This is a genomic window from Nodularia sp. UHCC 0506 (genome assembly GCF_034931045.1).
Taxonomy (GTDB): Bacteria; Cyanobacteriota; Cyanobacteriia; order Cyanobacteriales; family Nostocaceae; genus Nodularia.
The window spans coordinates 28,870-32,612 of record NZ_JAYGHH010000059.1; the positions used below are offsets into that span (position 1 = coordinate 28,870).

At 38.6% G+C, this 3,743-nt stretch carries 2 protein-coding genes and 1 pseudogene; all 3 read right to left on the reverse strand.

Translation table 11 applies throughout. The annotated features are described in order from the left end of the window. A pseudogene (locus VB654_RS22590) lies at positions 1–786 on the reverse strand (prenyltransferase); the annotation flags it as partial. Between the two features lie 229 nt (positions 787–1,015). Further along, positions 1,016–2,347 carry an ATP-binding protein gene (locus VB654_RS22595; protein ID WP_323216065.1) on the reverse strand — a complete coding sequence of 444 codons (1,332 nt, stop codon included), beginning with the start codon at positions 2,345–2,347 and terminating at the stop codon, positions 1,016–1,018. Between the two features lie 171 nt (positions 2,348–2,518). Beyond that, entirely contained in the window at positions 2,519–3,508 is a 990-nt protein-coding gene (gene cofG, locus VB654_RS22600) for a 7,8-didemethyl-8-hydroxy-5-deazariboflavin synthase subunit CofG (protein WP_323216066.1), read from the reverse strand. Positions 3,509–3,743 lie beyond the last annotated feature (235 nt).

A 3,743-nucleotide genomic window follows, 5' to 3' on the forward strand; every position in this document is an offset into this window, starting at 1 on the left:
GTAGTGGAAATCAGGTTGAATTTCTAGGGCTTTGTCATAAGATGCAAGTGCTTGTTGATAATCGTGTCCAGCAGACTGTAACCTTCCCAATTTAATAAATAAATCGTATTGACGCTCAGATGTTTGATGCTCTTCCGTAATTAGTCCTTGAATTTCTAAAATTTGTTGATTTCTTTGTTCTGGAGTTAGCTGAAGTAGTTTTTCATAATCCTCTGCCAAAGAATGACGTAATGATTCTTGCTCTAAAATTTCTGGATTTATAGGAAATTCAAATAAACCAGAACGCCAGTCAAAGAAATCTGGAGCGCGTTGAATAAAATATTTAATAGCAAACTGAGGCAGCAAGAACACAAAACAAATCTTAAAATTATCTCTAAAGCGTTCTCGTTGTTGGTTAAGGTTAATTAAAACAGGTGGTACACCCTTCCAACTATATGAATAAATATCCCTACTATTCCATCCCATGAAACTTTTGCATTCTTCGTATTTAATCAAAGAATGCTCTAAGCCTGTAATAAATAAAATTTTAATTTGTTCTTTACTATCTAAGTTCTCAATTATTTCATATAAATTATTAACTGATTCCGTCAGCCGCAATACCTGTATATTTTTATTGGCTATATCTGCTTTGATTTTGGTAATCATCTGCTCACCTTCTGCCGGAGAACAACGAGCAAAGAATAAGCCAAAGCCTTCTGTAAATTTTAAAGCGCGAACTAAGGCTTGATATTCTTCATCTCCTTCTGATGGTAAATCGTTATCCCAATCAGTAAGTTCTAGTGTCATAAACTTAGCCCATAAATGCTAACTGTTAATGAGAGGATGTTTTAAAAGTTTTGGGCGAATATAATTCGCTACTACACAAACGAAGTCCGCCTGCGCGGACTAACGAGAAAATCATGATTTTCAACCCACGTAGGTGGGTTTTGTCTGTGTAGCCGCGACTTCTAGTCGCCAGGGCTAGTAATAATCGATACTTAACAAACATCCTCTGAGTAATAAGCTGTTACTTTTTTTATGAAGAGTATGATTCATTAAAAACATCTTGAAATTGTTTTATTCCTTTAATGAGGGGATGAATATCATACCAAACTTGGCTTTCTTCCTGTTTATCAAAATATCGATATTCTAAAATACAGCGATTAAATAACAAACCCCGATATAGTTGATCGTTTTCTATCTCTTTAGAGTGATGCACTGCTGCCAGTGCTTGCCATTCGTTAGCGAAAACTGTATTGCGGTAGGTATTTCGTAACTCGCTAATTGAACGCTGTAAGGCTCTAGTAGGGATAGGCAGAGTGTTAGTGTATTTCATCGCTTCCTTCATTAATAATAATAAATTTCGCACATGACCCCCACTCATCAAGCATATTGCCTCTAATGCCTGACGTTCCTCAAATATATCAACAATAGACTTGTTCGGGTCTATCAAACTTAGGCGTTTTTGCAATAATTCAGTCAGTTTATTAATTCCACGCTCATATTTTTGATTTTCGGGAGTTTGTATCATAATCATCGGCAATACCTGAGTATTTCCATAGGTATTGGTTAAATCAGCAGCACGGTTAGAATACAATAAAGAAATTGGCACTGTATAAATCAGATGGCAGTCTAACGCTTGCAGTTGTTCGCTGCGGTCTAGAAAAATCTGCTCATGATTGCTGCGTCCATCTGCTTGAGGTACTGGTACAATCCGATCTAGGTTATCAACAATTAACACTAGCTGAGAATAACCTTTAGGTAAGTTTTTTTTAGCATCTTTAATAAACTGATTCAACGCCTCAATCAAAGTGATTGTATGGGGGTTGACTTTTTCTCTGATCTTTTGGCGTTGGCCAGGTTCAGCTTTTAAATTGGCTGTAATTTTGGCAAATTGGGAAATTTGCGCCTCTATACTTAAGCTATCTAAAGATACCTCAGTCAGTGCTAAATCCTTTAAGTCTTGCCAACGGTCATTTAACCAGTTCAATAAACTGTCTGGAGAAGCGTTATCTTTTAACGCCCTCAATAAATGACGTGTACAAGCTAAGAGAATATCTGTATATTGGGCATCTTCTGGATCAATATCTTCTTCATCAGCAGCAAAATAGACAACAAAGCAACCGTTTTCATCTAAATATTTCTGAAGACGCAACAATTCCGTTGATTTACCAGCACCACGATGACCTGCATAAAGTTGAGAGGTCATTCTGTCGGATAACAAAATCTCTCGTCCCACTTCTACCAAGATGTCACCATCTCCCCGCACTTCTGAACAATCGACATAAGCTGGATCTCCAGCAGGTAAGGGTCGAAATGGGTCAAAGGAGTTATATATCCGTTTTAATATGGCAAAATCTTGGGTCATAAGTTGGAATTTAGCACTGTAGCGTCATATTAACTCAAATATACGCATATAGGTGCATAATAAATATTGTGGGGTGGGCTTCTAGCCCGCCCAGAACAGGCAAGACTTGTACTGAGCTTGTCGAAGTATGCCTGTTCCACAAGAGAAACATAATGCACTATTTTAAGCTTGTCACGCCACTACAATTTTTGGGTAATCCCTAATGTGAGTTCGCCAGTGTTTCACAGCCATTTTTAAATCTCCAGTCAACCAATTATCAAATTGGGGATAAATAGGCAAACGTGGCACTAATTCCCACCCGACCGGCTGTAAAACTTCTCTCAAAACTTGTTCCTGAATATGAGGATAATCAGGATTCACTTCATCTTTGGGGCTAATTCCGCCTAAATCTCTCGCGCCAGCTTCGATACAAGCCAGTAACCATCCATCATCTTGAACTAAATTTGGCGGAATTTGAATTGTAATATCTGGCGGTAAAATTTGACGTGCGATCGCAATTACTTTTGGTAATTGATGCGGGTCAAAAGCTGCTGCATCAAAGCTTTGCTGATTTCCTGGGCTGTGGGGTTGTAAGATGACTTCTTGAATATGATGGTAACGCTGATGTAAATCAGATATCGCCGCTAAAGTTTCCCAGCAATCATCTTCAGTTTCCCCAATTCCTAAAAGTAAACCCGTGGTAAAGGGAATCTGCAACTCTCCCGCCCATGTTAATTGTTGTAACCTAATTTCTGGTAATTTACTCGGCGCGTGTCGATGCACAGTCTGTAACAATACTGGGGTTAACTGTTCCAGCATCAAACCCATCGAAACATTGACATTCTTTAGCTTTTGCATCTCCGCTAAAGTAAGTATTCCGGCATTAGTGTGTGGTAAAAATCCCATAGCTAAGGCTAACTCACACAAATCATAAATCCTCTTAAACCACTGCTGACGCTGGGGTGAATGGGGATGTACTTCACCACTGAGAATGAGTATTTCACATACTTTTTGGCTTTGCAGTTGTAGCAAAATGCTCTTTGCTGCCGATAAAGTCATCCAGGGGCTTTGACCTGGTGCGGTGCGAAAGTTGCAGTATGTACAGCGATTGAAGCACTCGTAAGTCGGAACGATGGTATAAGCCGGGCTATAGGTGACGGTGGAAGAATGAGAATTTGGCATAAGACACTATATATAAATGTTGATTTGCTCAGATTCCCGACTGCATCAAATATATGATTTTGCTTGCAGCATGGGCTTTTGGAGGTTTGCACAAGGTGATTGTAAATATATTTGTTAAAAAGCTTTACAAATCTAAATAAATGATTTAGTATGTGAACAACAGGTAGAAAGACCTACCTGATTCATAAAAACAACCGCAATTATAAAAACATGACTACAACCTTACAACAGCGCC

What these genes read in the sequence shown, in the direction of transcription:
- VB654_RS22595 (WP_323216065.1), bottom strand. Translation starts at nt 2,347, where the DNA reads ATGACCCAAGATTTTGCCATATTAAAACGGATATATAACTCCTTTGAC.
- cofG (WP_323216066.1), bottom strand. Translation starts at nt 3,508, where the DNA reads ATGCCAAATTCTCATTCTTCCACCGTCACCTATAGCCCGGCTTATACC.